Below are 17,707 nucleotides of genomic sequence, written 5' to 3' on the forward strand. Positions count from 1 at the left end.
ACGACTGCATCTTTGCTGCGACGGGTGTCACGTCAGGTGAGTTGCTCGATGGCGTCAAGTTCTTGACGGATGATATCGTCGAGACGACGTCACTCGTCATGCGCTCGAAGACACGCACGATTCGTAAAGTCGTGGCTGAACATCACTTGTCATTGAAGCCATACTTACAAAAAACTGAAGTCAATGCCTAAAAAAACGCCTTGCTCAATAAAATGAGCGAGGCGTTTTGTTGATTAGAATCCTTGTTCCGTTCCGTGTACCGGCTCGTCCGAACCAACTTGATTGTCGCGAATCGAGTCATAGAACGTCGCATACGTTGTCGAGAAGTAAGGCCCGATGAAGAAGAACCCAATCCCTAGTGTCAAAATACCAACGAGGAACCATCCGAAGAACGACAAGAAGAGCATGAATGCTTCCAACTTGTGCCCGTCCATGAGACGACGCGATTCTGTGATCGATTCAAGTGCTGAAAGCTCAGGCTGATCGCGTAAGATATACGGCGTAAGCGAGTACGAGAATCCTTTGATGATTCCAGGTACGATGAGCAATAATGTCCACAATACGAGGAACACACCCATCACGAAAGACGTGATGACATGTTTCACATAACGTTTTTGGAACGGCTTGAACAATGTCGAGAGTGATGCGCCATTTCCGCGTGATACGTTAAGAGCGAGCCATGACCAACCGATGGCAAGTGGTGCAATCAAGATTTGAAGAACGTTCGACACGAAACTTAACGTGACGTCTGTCGATGTGAGCGGCTCTGTAGAATTCGGGTCCACAGGTGGAGCAAATCCTTGTGGAATCCCGTTGATGATCATGAACAAGAGTGCCAATCCAGCCATGAGCCACCATTTTCCTTTCAGTGCTTGTCGTGCATGTTGTTTCCATTCAGATCTCATTGTAACCCACCCTTTTTTATAGTCTTCTCTACAGTGTACGTGAAAAGGTTGAAGGACGTTTCAAAAAAACATAAAAAAAGGGAAAGGATTTTTCCCTTTCCGCTTAACGAATCATTACGTTACCTAAAAAGAACTGAGACATGGATAAGATCAACAAGAGCACTCCGAGCGAAAACGCTAGGTGAGATGTAACTTTGAAAACGCGACTCCGTAAAAAAGAGTGGCTGTATTCAAAGCGACGGACGATCAACACATGAATGAGTTCAAAAAGAATGACTGCCGCCGTAAAATAAAAAGTCATCATGATATGAAAGCCAAAAAAGAACATGGCCAGTATCCCTAGTCCGAGATTATGAATTCGATTATGGACGTCATCCCGATCCCCGACGGTCGTTTGTACATGTTGCATCCAATCACCTCACTCTAAAAACCAAAACTACGTAACTATCCTTAATGACAATTTATCACATTTTTCCAACCCTTAAACTCGAAGTCATGACTTTTTACCTAAACGAAATATTTGGAAATTAACTGTAATAAAAGAAGTGCTGATTACTCAGCACTTTACGCATTTGTCTCTTCAGTCTTGTTGAACTTCCGCTTCAATTTCAGTTTCTGCTTCGTTCCACCAAAGACAGGACCACTCTCTTCTTCGTTAATGTCCGTCTCCTTCTTCAGAACGAAATAAGGACATCCGAAATTGCAATATTCGTATACATAGTCCATCACGTGATCAATCCGGTTCTCATACGTCGCTAACTTTGATTGTGGTTCATAGAACCCTTTCAAACGTAGCTGCCCGTGTCCCCAGTCGCCGACAATATAGTCGTATTTATCAAGCACGTCACTATACCTTGCGATAAACGCTTCTTCATCAAATCCGTCGCGCTTCTCTTCTAAAACGGTATATCCGTGGCGATTCACTCGAATCATCGCTCCCACCTCCACTCTACTATCATAGCATGTCCCGCTATGACGGCTCTATCCTTTTCGAATCACCTCATGACGAGCGACAATTGTCTCTCGCAACACATCCCGTAGTAATTCCGGCATGAAATATCGCTTCGGTTGGTCTGCTAAGTATGGAAGGAGCGGTCCAAACGTCAGCATATCGACCGTCGCGACGCGATACGTCCGATTCGGTTCTAGCTTTTCTCCCATGACGTAGTACTGACCGTCCCGCTGTTCGATTTGATACAGACTCGGCTCACCGAGTACGGTGCCTCTGAATCCTAGACCTCTGACGTGCATATTCGTGAACGTTTCCTCATTTACGTCATGTAAAAATCGTTCGAGCGTCTTACCGTCAAGCGTCAGGACACATGGGTTGATTGGATGTGGACAGATCCGATGCAACATGTTCAGCGTGACTTTTCCTGGAGCGAGACCGTCTAGGACGACTCCGGACGGAATGATTCCGACATCGGCTGCACACCATTCGACCATCCCTTCTACAAGCAACTCACTAAGCGGAGAATGCCCGAACCAATCAGATGCATATCCTTCTGTTTCTGCGATTGTGATATCAAGGAGGCGTTCGGCATCTGCCCCTTCTGTATCTAACAAAGCCAACGTATCTGGACTATCTGATTGTTGTGACAGTTCGTGGAGGCGAGCTTCTTTCGACACGACTCCTGACTCATCGAGCGTCAGCGTCACTTCCCCGACATACTTTCCATATTTCCCTGCTTGTGCAATGAGCACTCCGTTCGTCGTCACGCCTTCATCTAAAACGTGATGCGTATGGGCCCCGAGGATGACGTCAATGTCAGGATACATGTCTGCTAATCGTTCATCCCCGAAGAAACCGAGATGACTGAGTGCGATGATGACATCACAATGTGCCAACCGCTCTAGCGCTCGCTTTGTCGCTTCGTAAGGCGATTCGATTTGCCAACCAAGTTCGGGATACAACTCTTCATAAGGGGCTGTGACACCAAATAAGCCAATTTTCAACCCATCACGCTCAAGAACAAGCGTTTCTTCGACCCAATCTGGTCGCGACCCGTCTGCTTCATACACATTCCCAAGCAAAATCGGGAACGTCGCCTCTTCATATAGATCGGCTAACCAATCGTGTGGAAACGTGATGCCTTCATTGTTTCCAATCGTGACGGCCGTCGGTTGAAGTCGCTCGAGTAAGCGAACGTTCAACTTCCCACGCGTCACTTCAGTCGCCGGATGTGTGCGATCGGCATGATCCCCTAAATCAAAGTAGAGGGTATCGTCCGTGCGACGTTCTTCTAGAAATGAAACAAGTTTCGGCCATTGGTCGAACTTTGAGTGAAGATCATTGTAATGAAAAATAGTAAGTTTCGTCACGGCCATCCCTTCCTTCTAAAACAGACTAATTTGTCTAGGTGCAAGCTCGTATTCGAGCCCAAGAATTTCAATCAAACGTTTGGCGTTCGGAGCCGCGTCCCCGGCCGAGTTGTTGTTAAAGTATACATACACGTCTTTCGCTTCACGGTCAATCTCGCGGAGCGAGGCGGCGAGTTCCTGAAGTTCTTCCTCACTATAGCGATATAGACAACGGACGTGCCGCCATTCTTGACTCGTCATTCCCGGTTTCTTGAGCCAACCTGATGTATTACGTCCGTGTAATCGAACGACGGCTACCTCAGGGTGCGTCACGACCGGCACGAACGGAATACTGCTCTCTTTCGTTTGTGGCTCGTCACAAATCGTATTGATGAATCGCTGTTCCTTCAAAAATTGGAGCGTACGGTCTCGGAACGCTTCAGAGAACCAAGTCGGGTTACGAAACTCGATGGCAATCTCATAATCAGAGAGTTCGGCACGGAGTGTTCGTAAATAGTCGAGATGTGGTTTCGATACGTCGAACCAAGGTGGTAGCTGGACGAGCACCGCCCGCAACTTCCCTGCCTGTTTCAATGGATCGACCGAAACACGATAACGCTCAAACAATTCAATAAGTGGTGTTTTCGGTTCACGGTCATGTCCGCTCATTTCCCGGGAAACTTTGACGACGAATTGGAAATGGTCCGGCGTCTCGGCATCCCACTTCTCGAAATTTTTCACGGGTTGTATCGCATAAAATGTCGAATCGACTTCAACGGTCGGGAAATGACCCGCGTACGTCGATAGTTTATGTTTTCGTTCCTCTGGGGTCGTGTATAACAAATCGTGGTCACCCCATCCAGTCACACCAACGTAAATCATAGCGTCCTCCTTTATGACTCCGAAATGACGGTCGTTTTCCGTTTCGACCAGTTCCATGTGCCTGTATACGTAATGAGCAACAAGACCAGCCCCATGATGAACGGATAGCGCATATCAATATCAAACGCAATACCCGCGAGTGTCGGTCCTAAAATATTTCCGATGCTCATATAGGCGTTGTTCATCCCCATCGCGAGTCCCTGCTCGTTTCCGGCAAGTTTTGAGACGAGCGTGTTCAATACCGGGCGCAAGATCGACGTTGACAAGAAAATGACGAGTGTCACTGCAAAGAACAACATATACGTTCCCGCGAAGAGCGATAATAGGAAACCAAACGCCGCGAGCGCGATGAAGGCGAGAACGACTTTGACCTCTCCCATCAACTCGACTAAACGGTCTACCGCGAACAGTTGGACGATGACACTGACAACGCCCGTTCCCGTCACCATAATCGCAATCTCTTGAGGCGTCGCGCTGAACATTTCACTGACGTATAATCCAAGCACTGATTCATACGCCATGAGTCCGAACGCCATGACTAAGTTGATCAATAACACGAAGAAGTATGGCTTGCGTGTCGACATGACCAATTGTGTCGGTAATGATTCCTTTATTTTCGGTGCCACGTAAGGAGCACGGTCCGGTTCTTTTAAAAGAAGAACGGATGAAATGACAGCAATGAACGAAACGATTGCTGAGACGAGTAGTGGTGTCTTTAGCCCGAACTCGGCAAAAAATCCACCAATTCCTGGTCCGACGACAATTCCTAATGACATTGCCGCGGAAATATAACTGTTTCCTCGCGCTCGCTGTTCGAGCGTCGTGATATCCGCGACATAGGCAAAGATGGCCGGAATCAATAACGCGGCCCCGACTCCCCCAATGGCACGCGACACGAGCAGGATTGTTAAATTATCCGATAGGTAGAAGACGCCCATCGAGATGGTAAATCCGATGAGACCTAAAATAATCATCAAGCGACGACCGTACACGTCTGCCCATTTCCCCGCAATCGGTGACATGACGAGCTGAGCACCCGCAAATACGGAAATCATCAACCCGGCGGCGGTTCCCCCTTCGCCAATCATCTTTAAGTAATCCGGAATAATCGGGATGATGATCCCGAAGCCGGCGACGGCGATAAACATATTTAACATGAGGATCGCCAATTGATTTTTTTGTTTTGTTGTCAACGCATGTCACTCCCTTTTCATCTTTCCATTTTACTGTTTGAGCTCACATATGGGCAAACAATAAGACAGAAAAAAGCCCATCCTTGACCAAAGGATGGGCTAGACTTATGAGATGCGTGACTGAGCAAGTGATTCTTGCGATGCACCCTTCGGAAGAAGGAGTGTGATCGCATAGACAATCATCGTTGGAACCGCCCAAGCAAGACCAATTTCCGCCATTGGCAAGCTTGAGATCCAAGAAGTGACCGCAGACGGCTGGATGCCATTCCACGTCTCAAACAACGAAAGAACGAGTGCCGTGTAAATCGTAGCCTTCATCGCCACACCAGGGTTGCGTTGAAGTCGTTCTGTCACCGACACGAGCACGAGCGCGATCATGACCGGATAGAGAAGCGTGAGAAGTGGGACCGCGATTTGGATCAACGTGCCCAATCCGACGAGCGAGATCAAATAGCCGAACAATGTAGTCGCGATGACAACATGGTGGTATTTGAGTGAATCAAACTGGTTGCTGATGAAGCGTGAGAACTCTGAGATGAGTCCGACCGCTGTCGTCAAACAAGCGAGGAAGACCGCTAACCCGAGAGCGAGCATTCCGACTTGGCCGTATGACGTACCAGCGAACGCTTGGAGAAGGCTTGCACCACTCGTTGTTCCTTCTGCGACCGTCATATTCGCACCGATCGATCCGAGCGAGATGTAGACGAGCATCAAACAGGTAACAGCGAGCATCCCTGCAGAGCGAAGGAGTGAAGACGCTTCTTTTTGGTCACTCAATCCATTGGCTTTCAACGTGACGAGGACGATTGCCCCAAAGACGAGGGCCCCGAATACATCCATCGTCAAATAACCTTGTTGGAAACCTTGGCCAAGTGCGCCAACCCATGTCTCAAACCCTTCTGCTGGAGCTCCTGGCTCTCCGAGTGGAGCGACAAGGTTCGTGATTCCAATCGCTGCGAGCAAGAACAAGAGGATAGGTGTGATGATTCGTCCGATGACTTCAATCAACTTTTGAGCACGAAGCGTCAAGAAGAACGTCAACCCGAAAAAGACGGTCGAACTCATCGCAAGTGTCAAAGTTGAAGGTGCATCGAGAAACGGAACAAGTCCCATTTCATACGTGACAGCAGCCGTACGTGGGATTCCGAAGAATGGCCCGATGGCTACATACATCAATCCCGTCAAGACGAGCGCGAGACGTTTTGGAATATAACGAGCAATTTGGTCTGTTCCGCCGCCTACCCGAGCGACTGCGAACAAAGCAAGAAGCGGTAAACCGACACCCGTAATGACGAACCCGATCATCGCCGGTACGAGGTTTTCCCCCGCCAAGGCGCCGAGCTCTGGTGGGAACAGCAAGTTCCCGGCCCCAAAGAATAAAGCAAAAATCGTAAACGCTAACGGGAACAATGTCGATTTTTTCATACAACTACCTCCATACACTTGATATTCCGAACGACTTAACAAAAAAATAATAACTAAATTTTCTGACAATATATCGCTTGGTCTATTTCATTATACACACTTCCTATCGTTTGACCACCCCATCTCCAAAATTCGAGGTTTAATTTTTTGAAATGTAGATTTCACAAAAAAATCCCCCTTCAGCACGAAGGAGAATGTAAGCGTTTAATAACGAATGTCAAACTTCTGGAATCCTTGATCATCTGTTTTCGCTTCGTCAATTCGCTCGACGCCGACGAAACGATTTCCGTCTTTTAAAGCATTTTGAAATGACTCGATGTCTTCATTTGTGCCTTCTACATGAAGTTCGACCGTTCCGTCATTCAAGTTTCGCACCCATCCTTTAATTCCGTATTGGCGAGCTGTCTCTTGGGAAAAGTATCGAAATCCGTAGCGACTCTCATTCTATATTCCTCCTTTATTTTGACAAAGATGTTTAGAGGTCCTTACTTTAGGAAACAGTATTTAAGTAAAATAATGGAATTGGAGTGGTTATATGAATGCAGTTATCGATATCGTCACGAGTTTTTCGAATTGGCTTTGGGGCGTGCCGATCATCTCGTTACTCGTCCTGTCCGGTGTGTTTCTCACGATCAAACTTGGTTTCTTTCAGTTTCGCTATCCAATCTACATATTTAAGCAAACATTCGGCAGCATCTTTAAAAAACCAAAAGGTGAAGGCGACATAAGCCCGAGACAAGCCTTAACATCAGCGCTCTCTTCAACAGTCGGGGCCGCGAACATCATCGGTGTGCCTGCAGCGATCATGTTCGGGGGACCGGGTGCCATCTTCTGGATGTGGGTCATTGCCATGATCGGCATGGCCATCAAGTTCTCGGAGAGCGTACTGGCCGTCCATTATCGTGAAAAGAATGACGCCGGCGAATTTGTCGGTGGACCTGTCTACTACATATCAAAAGGCCTTCGTTGGAAGTGGCTTGCGACTTGGTTCGCCTTCGCCCTCATGATCGAACTCATCCCGAGTATCATGGTACAAGGGAACGCCGTCAGCTCCGCGGTCCGTGAGACGTTCAACGGAAACACGCTCATCACCGGCATTATCGTTGCCGTTCTTGTCGGCATCATCGTCTTCGGTGGTCTGAAACGGATCGCGAAAGTGACCGAGATCGTCGTTCCTGGGATGGCACTCGTCTACGTCGGGGCCGGGCTCATCATCGTGTTGATGAACTTGTCTGAGATTCCAAGCGTGCTCAGTCTTATCTTCTCTTACGCGTTCGAGCCGATGGCCGCGTTCGGTGGTTTCGCCGGAGCCGCAGTCGCCGAAACGATTCGTTGGGGTTTCGCCCGCGGTCTATACTCGAATGAAGCCGGTCTTGGGACGGCACCGATCGCCCATGCCGCTGCGCAGACGGATCATCCGGTACGCCAAGGATTCTGGGCGGTCATCGGAATCGTCATCGATACGTTGATCATTTGTAGCACGACAGCCTTCGTCGTCTTGTCTTCAGGTGTCTGGACGGCGGAGGGAGCAATGGAAGACCCAGCAGCATTGACGACAATCGCCTTCCGTGAATACTTTGGGTATACGGGAAGTTTACTCGTCACGATCTCCCTCATTTTCTTCGTGCTCTCGACAATCATCGTCATTATTTTTTACGGCTCGCGTCAGGCCGAGTACTTGTTCGGTTTGACAGCAGGAAAAATCATGAAGGCGGTTTATATCGTCTCCATCGTCATCGGTTCAATCGGTGGAGCACAAATGATTTGGAACTTCCTCGACTTGATGCTCGCGATGATTCTCATCCCGAACATGATTGCCGTATTGTTACTCAGCAGCGAGGTGAAGCGATTAACGACCGAATTCTTCACGTCCGAGAAGTACTATAAGAAAGATATCGCTGAAGAAGAAGCATCTTAACCAACAATGAGTCCGAGAAGTACTATAAGAAAGATATCGCTGAAGAAGAAGCATCTTAACCAACAATCCGACTGCTCACGCAGTCGGATCTTTTTTTAGGATGCTGGTTCGACTTTCTCGATTCCAGCCTTGATGGCCTGTACCGAGGCATCAAACTTCTGTTGTTCTTCGTCCGTCAATTCAATCTCGATGATCTTGCGAATGCCGCTCCGGTCAATCAAGGCCGGTACACCGATATGCACGTCACTCGCCCCATACTCGCCGTCTAAATGAGCCCCAATCGTGACGACGGAGTTTTCATTTCGAACGATGGCCCGGATGATGCGTAGCAAGCCGACCCCAATCGCATAATAAGCGGCACTCTTATACTCGATAATCTGATAAGCAGCGTCGCGTACATCTGTATAGATGGATTCCAAGTCCTCAAACTGATACTTTTCGTTCTCTGCCAACAGTTCATCGATACTCTTTCCATAGATGCGCGCGTTGTTCCATGCGACAAATCCCGTATCGCCATGTTCCCCCATATAATAAGCGTGGCAGTTTCGTGGCGACAGTTCGAAATAGTCTCCGAGCTTGTAACGGAGTCGCGCCGTATCGAGGACGGTCCCTGACCCGATGACACGTTCTTTCGGTAAACCCGATGCTTTCCAAGCGACGTGTGCCATGACATCGACCGGGTTCGTCGCGACGACTAAGATGCCGTCAAATCCACTCTTCATCAAGTCTTGTGTCACAGTGCGGACGACTTTCGCGTTTTGCTCGACGAGGTCCATCCGTGTTTGACCGAGTTTTTGCGCCGCGCCTGCCGTGATGACGACGATATCTGCATCTTTACAATCCGAATAGTCCCCTGCCCAGATTCGGACCGGTGTCGGGGCGAAGGAGATGCCGTGATTCAGGTCCATTGCCTCCCCTTCTGCTTTGGCATGATTCGAGTCGATTAAGACGAGCTCTTCACAAAGGGCTGCCGTTGACAATTGATAAGCAAAACTGACCCCGACCCAACCGGCACCGATGACGGCGATGCGGGTGATGTCTTTCGGGTCAATATCATCTTTATGCGGAATACGTGTCATATAGATCCTTCCTTTCTATATATCATTCTCTTTTTAGCATACCCGACTCTTCCATCTTTAATGACAAAAGCCGCATGAAAAATACACGAATACATTAAATTTTATTGTACAAAAGGCGAGTGACCCAGCATCAATCGGGTCACTCAGCACTGCCCTTTTCTCTTTTCTAAGCTAAACTTAGTCAGAGGTTTTTCACTGTTTTGAAGCAATGTTAAGATCTTACTTCAAAGATTTTTAAAAATACAATATACGGACAATTTTTAATATACTCCATAATGAGACAAATGAATATGTTGCCACAATACTCCAGTACAATTTGGGATTACTGAGCTTTTCAAAGTAATAAACACTTAAAAATGTAATCAAAACAGAAAATACTGGAGCCCAAAAAAGAGCTGAAAGAAACAGTAGTGCAAAATTTTTAGTTGGAATGAATAAAATTAACTCATCAATTAAAATCCACCAAAAAATAAACGAAAGAAATATAAATAAATTTTTTTTCAATATAACCTCCATAAGCAACGATATTCGTTATGACTACTTTTATTTATTAAATATCCTACTTCGATTCAAAGATTCCTGTATTCCGAACATAACCAAAAATTTGAATCGTCTCACTTTCCAGAATGAACGGAATTTTTTCTCTCTCTAAAATTGAAATGAGTTCGGTGGACATATCACAAACATCTGGGTCAAGAATCACTCCCTTATAGAGCAGTACGCTTGGTCGCAAACGAATCCATTCGATTGAGCGTAAACGGGATTCCAGCCAAATCTCATCCCACTCTCCCCACGATATTTCATACTCGGATAACAAATCACTTGGAAATAACGTATCCTCCCCTAAGTATTTCATTTGATACGGCGGCGCATACGTCAACGCTTCAGAGACAGCTCGATTAAGACGTTGCCATTTTGTTTCGTTCATTACCGATGTCAATTGGTGTCTCTCTATGTATTGCAGTTCTTCTCGTCGGTTCATGCTGTTGAACCTTCTATCATAAGCTCTAATTTTTCAATCGTTCGTAATACTTCTTTACGATTCTGCTTGCGTTTCATCCAAGCGGGTAATCGACTTTCGAGACTACGTTTCGTTCCCTCGCTCGTCCGAATCTTTGCCTCGATATAATATTTAATATAGTTGAGGTGTTCACGGTTGTAAGCCCATAACACATGACCATAGCAACTTATTTGTAAAAATAGCGGCAAACCAAAATGAACATCGATTGGTTCTCCGACGTACTTCGTACCGCTCTCTTTCATTTGCAAATGACCGCAATGAAGACAACTGAGGCGCACCTCATCATTCTTCTCCCACACATCAGCCTGTCCCCCACATCTCGGGCAAATGACAAGCATGGGATTCATGAATGAATAAATCTCTCGGCTCTCTACTAAAAATCGATGGGTCACGTTATCGCCTCCTTATTTCATTATACAAAAAACCAGCGAAGCTTAGCTTCGCTGGTTTCAAAGTCACGATTATCCAATCGAACCTTCCATCTCGAACTTGATGAGACGGTTCATTTCGACCGCATATTCCATTGGCAATTCTTTTGTGAATGGCTCGATGAAGCCCATAACGATCATTTCTGTCGCTTCTTCTTCCGAGATTCCACGGCTCATGAGGTAGAAGAGTTGCTCTTCTGACACTTTTGAGACTTTCGCTTCGTGCTCGAGCGACACTTGGTCGTTCAAGATTTCGTTGTACGGGATTGTATCTGACGTTGACTCGTTGTCCATGATGAGCGTGTCACACTCGATGTTCGAGCGCGCGCCCTTCGCTTTACGGCCGAAGTGGACGATTCCACGGTACGATACTTTTCCGCCTTGTTTCGAAATTGATTTCGAGACGATTGACGAAGACGTGTTCGGCGCGAGGTGAATCATTTTCGCTCCAGCGTCTTGGTGCTGTCCTTTACCAGCGAGGGCGATCGAGAGTGTCATCCCACGTGCGCCTTCCCCTTTCAAGATGACAGCTGGGTATTTCATCGTGAGTTTCGATCCGATGTTTCCATCGATCCACTCCATTGATCCACCCGCTTCACAGACTGCACGTTTCGTTACCAAGTTGTAGACGTTGTTCGCCCAGTTTTGGATTGTCGTGTAACGGCAGTATGCGTCTTTGTTGACGAAGATCTCAACGACCGCTGAGTGAAGCGAGTTCGTTGTGTAAACCGGTGCCGTACATCCTTCGACATAATGAACCGATGCGCCTTCGTCGACGATGATGAGCGTACGCTCGAACTGACCCATGTTTTCCGAGTTGATGCGGAAATAAGCTTGGAGCGGTTGTTCGAGTTTCACACCTTTTGGTACGTAGATGAACGAGCCACCCGACCAAACAGCTGAGTTGAGGGCCGCAAACTTGTTGTCTGTCGGCGGGATCAACTTCCCAAAGTACTCTTTGAAGATTTCTTCGTCTTCTTTGAGTGCTGTGTCTGTATCTTTGAAGATGACACCTTTGGCTTCGAAGTCTTCTTGCATGCTGTGGTAGACAACCTCAGACTCATACTGAGCCGAGACACCTGCCAAGTATTTTTGCTCTGCTTCTGGGATACCGAGCTTGTCAAACGTACGTTTGATTTCTTCTGGTACCTCATCCCATGAGCGTTCTGTCTTTTCAGATGGTTTGACATAGTAAGTGATTTCGTCGAAATCAAGTGCTGAGAGGTCTCCGCCCCATGTCGGCATCGCCATCTTATTGAAGTGATCCAACGACTTCAAACGGAAGTCGAGCATCCATTGTGGCTCTTCTTTCATGCGCGAGATCGTCTCTACAATTTCTGTCGTCAAGCCGCGGCCTGAACGGAAAATCGAAACGTCCCGATCATGGAAGCCGTATTTATAATCGCCAATTTCCGGCATATTCTTTGCCATATCGGTCTCCTCCTTCTCCTTACGCGTCCTCGTCTACTCCTTTTTCAAGCGCCTTCCACGCGAGCGTGGCACACTTGATTCGAGCCGGGAATTTCGATACGCCTGAGAGCGCCTCGATATCACCGAGGTCAAACGTATCCGTGTCGTACTCTTTGCCTTGAACCATTTCAGAGAAGATGTTAGCGAGTTGAAGCGCCTCTTCTACTGTTTTTCCTTTGACGATTTGGGTCATCATCGATGCCGAGGCGAGACTGATCGAGCAGCCTTCTCCTTCGAACTTCGCATCTTTGACGATGTCGTCTTCGACTTGTAGTTGAAGACGAAGCGAATCCCCACATGTCGGGTTGTTCAAGTCCACCGTCACGCCATCTTCGATGACGCCACGGTTTCTTGGGTTTTTATAGTGATCCATGATGACCTGGCGGTACAACATGTCGAGATTATTAAAACTCATAATTGAAATACTCCTTCGTTTGACGTAATCCCTCGATGAAACGGTCGACCTCTTCTTTTGTGTTGTACAAATAGAAGCTCGCCCGCGCCGTCGATGATTGCTTCAAAAGACGCATGAGTGGTTGTGCACAGTGGTGACCGGCACGAACCGCGATGCCTTGCATATCGAGAACGGTCGCGAGGTCATGCGCATGCACGTCCTTCAAGTTGAACGTGACGAGACCGACGCGATCTTCAGGACCATAAATCTCGATCCCTTCAATCGTTTTCATCTGTTCGATCGCGTAAGACGCGAGTTCACGTTCGTGTGCTTCGACGTTCTCAAGCCCGATTTCTTCTAAGAAATCGATGGCTGCCGCAAGTCCGACCGCCCCAGCAATGATTGGCGTACCCGCTTCGAAACGGTACGGGATGTCTTTCCACGTCGATTCATACAAATCAACGTAGTCGATCATCTCGCCACCGAACTCGACCGGCTCCATGTTTTTGAGAAGTTGTTTCTTCCCGTATAAGACACCGATTCCAGTCGGTCCGAGCATCTTATGTCCAGAAAAGGCAAGGAAGTCACAGTCGAGCGCCTGAACGTCCAGTTTACGATGCGGTGCACTTTGTGCGGCATCGACGACCATGACGGCGCCAAACTCATGCGCGAGTCGAGCGACTTCGGCAATCGGGTTGATCGTACCGAGCACGTTTGAGACGTGGCTCATCGCGACGATTTTCGTCCGCTCCGATAAGACGGCTTGAACGGCATCCAATGTGACACGTCCGTCCGGCGTGAGTTCGACGTAACGAAGCGTCGCGCCTTTCCGCTTAGCGAGTTGTTGCCATGGAATCAAGTTCGCATGGTGTTCCATCGGAGTGAGGACGATTTCGTCGCCTTCACCGACATTCGCATCTCCGTAGCTCGACGCGACCAAGTTGATTGCCGTCGTCGTCCCACGTGTGAAAATGATTTCTTCAGGAACCGTCGCATGGATGAACGAGCGGACGCGTTCGCGTGCTCCTTCATACGCATCCGTCGCTTGCGTCCCGAGCGTATGGACGCCACGATGCACGTTCGAATGATTGCGACGATAATAGTCCTCGATCGCCTCGATGACAGCGAGCGGCTTTTGTGAGCTCGCCGCGCTATCAAGATAAACGAGCGGGTGTCCATTGATTTCCTGATCTAAAATCGGAAACTGTTCACGAATCGAGGCGTTCAACATCTTAACGTACTTTCCCTTCGATGACTTCGCGGAGACGGTCTTTGACCGAATCGATTGCGAGTTCTTCGACGACAGGCGTCAAGAATCCGTGGATGATTAAACGCTCTGCCTCTTGGCGAGACAATCCACGGCTCATCAAGTAGTACAATTGAACATCATCGACACGGCCGACTGATGCCGCGTGACCTGCCATAACATCATCTTCATCGATGAGAAGAATCGGGTTGGCATCTCCACGTGCTTTTTCAGAGAGCATCAAGACGCGCTCTGTTTGAACACCGTTCGATTTTGACGCACCGTGGTGAATCATCGATGTCCCGCTGAAGATCGCAGTAGCTGCGTCTTTTTGGACACCGTGAATCAAGATGAACCCTTCAGATGCTTTTCCGAAGTGGTCGGTACGGATGTTGAAGTTTTGTTTTTGTGCACCGCGACCGATTGTCACAGCTTTTGTATCCGAATACGTGTTGTCTCCGACGAGGTGAGTCTTCGTCTCAACGACCGAGTTCCCGTCGTTCATGTGACCGAGCGCCCAGTCAAGGCGACCGTTCGCATAGACGACACCGCGACGGTTCATGAACGTGAGTGCAGATTCAGCGAGCTGATCGACACCACCGAAGACGACTTTTGCGTTCTCTCCAGCGAATACTTCCGTCACGACGTTGACCGTGTGCGGTTCGTTCGTACCAGAAAGGAAGTTTTCGATGTATGTCACTTCACTACCTTCGTCAGCGACGAGAATCGTGTGGTGATAGAGGGCACCGTTCGCCTGTTCCATCGTAAAGATCGCTTGAAGCGGATCTTTCAACTGTGTGTTTTTCGGTACGTAGATGAACGCACCACCGTTTGTAAGAGCAGCGTTCAACGCCGAAAGACGTTCTTCATCGACACGTACGCCTTCTGTCATGAAGTATTTCTCAACGAGCTCAGGATGTTGCTCCATCGCTTCTTTGATTCCCATGAATAAGACGCCTTCTGGCATCGACAATTCGTTATAGACGACATGACCGTTGCGTTCAACGAGCACGTTTGTCCGGTGGTCTCCGAGAAGTGATTCGATGTCAGCTGTCAAACCGTCTTTCGGTTCGAGATTGACATCACCCGCTGCGAAGTCCCACTTATCAATCTTAATCTTTTCAACTTTTGGCAAAGCAAGTGTCGGCGCAAGTTCTGCTGCCTCTTTACGACGGTTGACCATCCATGCTGGTCCGCCGAGCGCTTCTGCACGTGCCGACAACGCTTGTGCATCCAATTCAAATTGTACGGTCATCGTACAGCCTCCTTACGCTTCTGTGTCTACTGTCATTCCGAGTTCTTGCTTCACCCAGTCGTAACCTTCTGCTTCGAGTCGCTGTGCGAGCTCTTTGCCACCAGACATGACGATTTTCCCGTCCATCATGATGTGTACGAAGTCTGGCTCAATATAGTTGAGGAGACGTTGGTAGTGCGTGATGATCAAGCAGCCGAACTCTTCTGAACGCATTTCGTTAACGCCTTTTGCGACAACTTTGAGCGCATCGATATCAAGACCTGAGTCGATTTCATCCAAGATGGCGATGTTCGGTTGAATCATCATCATTTGAAGAATTTCGTTACGTTTCTTCTCACCGCCTGAGAATCCTTCGTTTAAGTAACGGTGTGCCATTTCTGAAGGGATTTCGAGAAGTTCCATCTTCGCATCGAGTTCACGGATGAACTTCATGAGTGAGATTTCTTGACCTTCTTCACGACGTGAGTTGATTGCTGAACGCAAGAAGTCTGCGTTTGTCACACCGCTGATTTCAGCCGGGTACTGCATCGCAAGGAACATTCCTGCTTGTGCGCGCTCGTCGACTTCCATCTCGAGGACATCTTCGCCGTTCAATTCGACGCTTCCCCCAGTGACCTCATAAAGTGGATGACCCATGAGTGCTGATGCGAGTGTTGATTTACCAGTCCCGTTAGGACCCATGATGGCATGAATTTCGCCACCTTTAATTTCTAGGTTAAGACCTTTGACAATCTCTTTTCCTTCGATTGAGACGCGGAGGTCATCAATTTTCATTTGTGGTACGTTAGACATTCGGATACCCCTTCCGTATTTTCTCGCCATAGTGAATGGCGTAGATTAGATATATTCTAATCTTAGACTAGTCATTTTTTTATTTCAAGCGACTCACCTTAGAATTCATTCTCAATAGAATGATAAAAGTTGAGAATGCTAATAGTAGGAAATCAAGACATTATCCGGCATTCTCTTCGACAAGTGCAAGGACGGCTTTCCGCTCTCGTACTGCGGCCGCGAAGAAGAAGGCACCACATCCCGTTAAGAGCGCCAAACTTCCGAACACCGGAAGCGATGATTGGCCAAACGTATCGAGTAACACCCCACCGATAATCGGTCCGATTGTCTGACCGAGTGACGTCAATCCCATCGCCCCAAAATAAGTTCCCCGTAAATGTTCGGGCGCCAGTTCGTCCGTCAATACGTCCGTCATCGTGAACATCAACACTTCGCCGACCGTGAAAATGGCCATTGCCACAAAGAGCACCCATTCAACTGTCGCAAACCCAATCAATAAAAGACCGAACGACAACGTCGAAATGCCGAAGAAGAGTGACTTGATCGGCGAGACACGAATCCCGAAACGCATAATTGGATATTGGACGATGAGCACCGTGATTGCGTTCGTCGTCAATAAGTAAGCGAACAATCTCGAACCGTCTTCTAGTCCGTCGCGTAACGCAATGAATTGAGGAAGCGTCGAATTGAACTGACTGTAACCGATAATCGCGAAAATCATCCCGATGATGACCGCACGGAATGTCCGGTCGTCTCGTAAAACGCGAAACGTCTCCGTCAAGCGTGGCCGTGCCTTGACCCCGTCTCCTTCTTCAAACGGATACTTATAAAACAAGATCGAGATGATGATTCCATACAATATGTATACTGCCGTCACGACAAAGAATGCGGTCTTTACACCTGTGAGCGATAAGACGACCGCCAAGAGTGGCCCGATGGCCGCGGCGATATTGATCATGAAGTAACGGACGTTATAGACGATGACCCGTTGGTCTGCCTGCGTCGTGTCACTGATAAGTGCCCGCGAAGCCGGTTCTAAGAAAGATCGCGACATGCCCATCAACATCGATAACATATAAAACCAAAACAACTCGGTCGCGAGCGCGAGACCAGCGAACGTGACGGCATTGAGCACGATGCCGATCAGCATGAGCTGTTTTCGCCCATATCGGTCAGAAAGAGTTCCTCCAAAGAAGCTCATGAACAGACCCGAAAGTGCCGTCACGGCAAAGATCGTTCCAATCACACTCGCCGAAAAGCCGAGCGTGGCCAGATAGATCGCAAAAAATGGCATGACGAAAAACGTCGCCAGTCGTGCAAAAAACGTCCCGAACAGGACGCCCCACGTCAGTGGATGAATCTGTCTGAGCTTCATCCAAATCCCCCCTTTTCTTTCAT

The 17,707-nt window shown here is 48.1% G+C and carries 18 protein-coding genes and 1 pseudogene; 2 read left to right on the forward strand and 17 right to left on the reverse strand.

The features are described from left to right. A partial coding sequence (locus ON063_RS03360; RefSeq protein ID WP_274664239.1) for a fructose-bisphosphatase class II occupies positions 1-191 on the forward strand: 191 nt, incomplete at its 5' end. Between the two features lie 42 nt (positions 192-233). On the opposite strand, the gene ON063_RS03365 is transcribed toward ON063_RS03360, so the two are convergent. From ON063_RS03365 to ON063_RS03400, 8 genes and pseudogenes are all read right to left on the reverse strand, one after another. After that, positions 234-905, reverse strand: a complete 672-nt coding sequence (locus ON063_RS03365; protein WP_274664240.1) for a DUF975 family protein — start codon at positions 903-905, stop codon at positions 234-236. Positions 906-1,008: 103 nt separating this feature from the next. Next, positions 1,009-1,314, reverse strand: a complete 306-nt coding sequence (locus tag ON063_RS03370) for a hypothetical protein (protein ID WP_074033530.1) — start codon at positions 1,312-1,314, stop codon at positions 1,009-1,011. Between the two features lie 155 nt (positions 1,315-1,469). Beyond that, entirely contained in the window at positions 1,470-1,838 is a 369-nt protein-coding gene (locus ON063_RS03375; RefSeq protein WP_074033531.1) for a YutD family protein, read from the reverse strand. Positions 1,839-1,886: 48 nt separating this feature from the next. Then, positions 1,887-3,233 carry a bifunctional metallophosphatase/5'-nucleotidase gene (locus ON063_RS03380; RefSeq protein ID WP_274664241.1) on the reverse strand — a complete coding sequence of 449 codons (1,347 nt, stop codon included), beginning with the start codon at positions 3,231-3,233 and terminating at the stop codon, positions 1,887-1,889. A 9-nt stretch (positions 3,234-3,242) separates the two neighbouring features. Beyond that, entirely contained in the window at positions 3,243-4,088 is an 846-nt protein-coding gene (locus ON063_RS03385; protein WP_214746239.1) for a DUF72 domain-containing protein, read from the reverse strand. An 11-nt stretch (positions 4,089-4,099) separates the two neighbouring features. Continuing rightward, entirely contained in the window at positions 4,100-5,281 is a 1,182-nt protein-coding gene (locus ON063_RS03390; RefSeq protein WP_274664242.1) for an MFS transporter, read from the reverse strand. 105 nt (positions 5,282-5,386) lie between these two features. Then, positions 5,387-6,706 (reverse strand): branched-chain amino acid transport system II carrier protein, encoded by a 1,320-nt coding sequence (brnQ, locus tag ON063_RS03395; protein WP_214746231.1) that lies wholly within the window; start codon positions 6,704-6,706, stop codon positions 5,387-5,389. Positions 6,707-6,910: 204 nt separating this feature from the next. Beyond that, a pseudogene (locus ON063_RS03400) lies at positions 6,911-7,126 on the reverse strand (acylphosphatase); the annotation flags it as partial. Positions 7,127-7,241: 115 nt separating this feature from the next. On the opposite strand from ON063_RS03400, the gene ON063_RS03405 reads away from it, so the two are divergent. Further along, positions 7,242-8,624, forward strand: a complete 1,383-nt coding sequence (locus tag ON063_RS03405; RefSeq protein ID WP_274664243.1) for an alanine/glycine:cation symporter family protein — start codon at positions 7,242-7,244, stop codon at positions 8,622-8,624. Between the two features lie 95 nt (positions 8,625-8,719). Here ON063_RS03405 and ON063_RS03410 read toward each other — a convergent pair whose 3' ends face one another. From ON063_RS03410 to ON063_RS03450, 9 genes are all read right to left on the reverse strand, one after another. After that, entirely contained in the window at positions 8,720-9,703 is a 984-nt protein-coding gene (locus ON063_RS03410; protein WP_274664244.1) for an L-lactate dehydrogenase, read from the reverse strand. Between the two features lie 559 nt (positions 9,704-10,262). After that, positions 10,263-10,685: a DUF6678 family protein gene (locus ON063_RS03415; RefSeq protein WP_251126887.1), complete on the reverse strand. Its 423-nt coding sequence runs from the start codon at positions 10,683-10,685 to the stop codon at positions 10,263-10,265. Continuing rightward, a complete protein-coding gene (locus ON063_RS03420) occupies positions 10,682-11,116 on the reverse strand; it encodes a hypothetical protein (protein WP_274664245.1) in 435 nt (144 codons plus the stop codon). Before ON063_RS03420 ends, ON063_RS03415 begins: the two co-directional genes overlap by 4 nt. 69 nt (positions 11,117-11,185) lie before the next feature. Continuing rightward, on the reverse strand, positions 11,186-12,583 hold the full coding sequence (gene sufB / locus ON063_RS03425; protein WP_047795116.1) for a Fe-S cluster assembly protein SufB: 1,398 nt from the start codon (positions 12,581-12,583) through the stop codon (positions 11,186-11,188). A gap of 19 nt (positions 12,584-12,602) precedes the next feature. After that, a complete protein-coding gene (gene sufU / locus ON063_RS03430) occupies positions 12,603-13,037 on the reverse strand; it encodes a Fe-S cluster assembly sulfur transfer protein SufU (protein WP_026825487.1) in 435 nt (144 codons plus the stop codon). Next, a complete protein-coding gene (locus ON063_RS03435; protein ID WP_274664246.1) occupies positions 13,027-14,247 on the reverse strand; it encodes a cysteine desulfurase in 1,221 nt (406 codons plus the stop codon). Before ON063_RS03435 ends, sufU begins: the two co-directional genes overlap by 11 nt. A gap of 1 nt (position 14,248) precedes the next feature. Then, on the reverse strand, positions 14,249-15,517 hold the full coding sequence (gene sufD, locus ON063_RS03440; protein WP_214693478.1) for a Fe-S cluster assembly protein SufD: 1,269 nt from the start codon (positions 15,515-15,517) through the stop codon (positions 14,249-14,251). A 12-nt stretch (positions 15,518-15,529) separates the two neighbouring features. After that, positions 15,530-16,291: a Fe-S cluster assembly ATPase SufC gene (gene sufC, locus ON063_RS03445; protein ID WP_143180266.1), complete on the reverse strand. Its 762-nt coding sequence runs from the start codon at positions 16,289-16,291 to the stop codon at positions 15,530-15,532. A gap of 178 nt (positions 16,292-16,469) precedes the next feature. Further along, complete coding sequence (locus ON063_RS03450; protein ID WP_274664247.1) at positions 16,470-17,684, reverse strand: MDR family MFS transporter; 1,215 nt, start codon at positions 17,682-17,684, stop codon at positions 16,470-16,472. Positions 17,685-17,707: the final 23 nt, after the last annotated feature.

The sequence above is a fragment of the Exiguobacterium sp. B2(2022) genome, from assembly GCF_028823655.1.
In the GTDB taxonomy this organism is placed as follows: Bacteria; Bacillota; Bacilli; order Exiguobacteriales; family Exiguobacteriaceae; genus Exiguobacterium; species Exiguobacterium aestuarii_A.

Bases quoted from the DNA above. Each gene is read 5' to 3' on its own strand.
- ON063_RS03365 (WP_274664240.1), bottom strand. From the start codon at position 905: ATGAGATCTGAATGGAAACAACATGCACGACAAGCACTGAAAGGAAAA.
- ON063_RS03370 (WP_074033530.1), bottom strand. From the start codon at position 1,314: ATGCAACATGTACAAACGACCGTCGGGGATCGGGATGACGTCCATAAT.
- ON063_RS03375 (WP_074033531.1), bottom strand. From the start codon at position 1,838: ATGATTCGAGTGAATCGCCACGGATATACCGTTTTAGAAGAGAAGCGC.
- ON063_RS03380 (WP_274664241.1), bottom strand. From the start codon at position 3,233: ATGGCCGTGACGAAACTTACTATTTTTCATTACAATGATCTTCACTCA.
- ON063_RS03385 (WP_214746239.1), bottom strand. From the start codon at position 4,088: ATGATTTACGTTGGTGTGACTGGATGGGGTGACCACGATTTGTTATAC.
- brnQ (WP_214746231.1), bottom strand. From the start codon at position 6,706: ATGAAAAAATCGACATTGTTCCCGTTAGCGTTTACGATTTTTGCTTTA.
- ON063_RS03405 (WP_274664243.1), top strand. From the start codon at position 7,242: ATGAATGCAGTTATCGATATCGTCACGAGTTTTTCGAATTGGCTTTGG.
- ON063_RS03410 (WP_274664244.1), bottom strand. From the start codon at position 9,703: ATGACACGTATTCCGCATAAAGATGATATTGACCCGAAAGACATCACC.
- ON063_RS03415 (WP_251126887.1), bottom strand. From the start codon at position 10,685: ATGAACCGACGAGAAGAACTGCAATACATAGAGAGACACCAATTGACA.
- sufB (WP_047795116.1), bottom strand. From the start codon at position 12,583: ATGGCAAAGAATATGCCGGAAATTGGCGATTATAAATACGGCTTCCAT.
- sufU (WP_026825487.1), bottom strand. From the start codon at position 13,037: ATGAGTTTTAATAATCTCGACATGTTGTACCGCCAGGTCATCATGGAT.
- ON063_RS03435 (WP_274664246.1), bottom strand. From the start codon at position 14,247: ATGTTGAACGCCTCGATTCGTGAACAGTTTCCGATTTTAGATCAGGAA.
- sufD (WP_214693478.1), bottom strand. From the start codon at position 15,517: ATGACCGTACAATTTGAATTGGATGCACAAGCGTTGTCGGCACGTGCA.
- sufC (WP_143180266.1), bottom strand. From the start codon at position 16,291: ATGAAAATTGATGACCTCCGCGTCTCAATCGAAGGAAAAGAGATTGTC.
- ON063_RS03450 (WP_274664247.1), bottom strand. From the start codon at position 17,684: ATGAAGCTCAGACAGATTCATCCACTGACGTGGGGCGTCCTGTTCGGG.